General features: G+C 51.9%; 2 protein-coding genes. Both read left to right on the top strand.

The window, feature by feature from the left end; translation table 11 throughout:
- Positions 1-184: 184 nt before the first annotated feature.
- Positions 185-580 carry a replication initiator protein A gene (locus tag EDD77_RS17890; RefSeq protein ID WP_002588752.1) on the top strand — a complete coding sequence of 132 codons (396 nt, stop codon included), beginning with the start codon at positions 185-187 and terminating at the stop codon, positions 578-580.
- 183 nt (positions 581-763) lie between these two features.
- Positions 764-1242, top strand: a 479-nt coding sequence (gene mobV, locus EDD77_RS17880) for a MobV family relaxase (protein WP_207667967.1), incomplete at its 3' end; no start/stop codon positions are given.

The following is a 1242-nucleotide window of genomic DNA, read 5'->3' as shown; positions in this document are numbered from 1 at the left end:
CTGTGCCGCCAGAGTTCACAGGCGGCAGAAAACAGAAAGTGAACGGAAAAGGAGGTCTGCTGTGGACAGTTAGGAGCGAAAAAAGCCTTGATTTATCAGGCTTCGCAAGCCCCAAACCGGGGCTGGTGGTATAAAGTATCGCCCGCCCCGGAAAACGGGCTTCTAACCGTCCACAAAACGCACTATGACAAATACCATCTATATCCATCAGCCGGAAAAGGCGTTCAGCTTCACCCGGCTCCCGAATTTCCTCTTTGAAGCCCCCACATTCAAGCCCTTGTCCAACGAGGCAAAGGTTCTGTACGCCTTTATCCTGCGCCGGACAGAGTTATCCCGCAAGAATGGGTGGGCGGATGATTGCGGACGGATTTATCTGTACTATCCCATCTGCGAGGTGGTTGACCTGCTCCACTGTGGGCGGCAGAAAGCGGTAAACACCCTGCGGGAACTGCAATACGCCGGGCTGGTGGAGATCCAGAAGCAGGGCTGTGGAAAACCCAACCGCATTTTCCCAAAATCCTATGAAGCGGTTCCAAACACCGACTTCAAGAAATCCGGTTCTGGTACGCCGGAGGGCTGAAAACCGTACTTATGAAGTGAGGAAATCACTCCCCGGAAGTACGAAAACCGGACGGTATATAGAAATACAAAGATTAAAAAGATTTATTTATATTCTATCCATTCCAATCCTATCCGAGCTAATTTCTGCGGGATTTTCCCTGTGGAAAACCCCGGATAGGAAAGGAATGGGGAAAGGAGCAGAATGGCACAACACGCAATTTTGCGGTTTGAGAAGCACAAGGGCAACCCGGCAAGGCCGCTGGAAGCCCATCACGAAAGACAGAAAGAACAATACGCCAGCAACCCCGACATTGACACAAGCCGGAGCAAGTACAACTTTCATATCGTCAAGCCAGAGGGCAGGTACTATCATTTCATTCAAAACCGCATTGAACAGGCCGGGTGCCGAACCCGCAAGGACAGCACACGGTTTGTCGATACGCTGGTAACTGCCAGCCCGGAGTTTTTCAAGGGGAAATCCCCAAAGGAGATACAGGCGTTTTTCCAGAGGGCGGCGGACTTCCTCATTGGCCGGGTAGGACGGGAAAATATCGTGTCGGCGGTGGTACACATGGACGAGAAAACGCCCCACCTGCATTTGACCTTTGTTCCGCTGACAAAGGACAACCGCCTGTGTGCAAAGGAGATTATCGGCAACCGGGCAAACCTGACGAAGTGGCA

This window comes from Allofournierella massiliensis, from assembly GCF_004345265.1.
Classification (GTDB): Bacteria; Bacillota; Clostridia; order Oscillospirales; family Ruminococcaceae; genus Allofournierella; species Allofournierella massiliensis.
The sequence above is the reverse complement of the archived record's forward strand: the minus strand, read 5'-3'. Positions and strand labels throughout refer to the sequence as shown.

Excerpts from the sequence above, each read along its gene's own strand:
- EDD77_RS17890 (WP_002588752.1), top strand. The coding sequence starts at position 185 with ATGACAAATACCATCTATATCCATCAGCCGGAAAAGGCGTTCAGCTTC.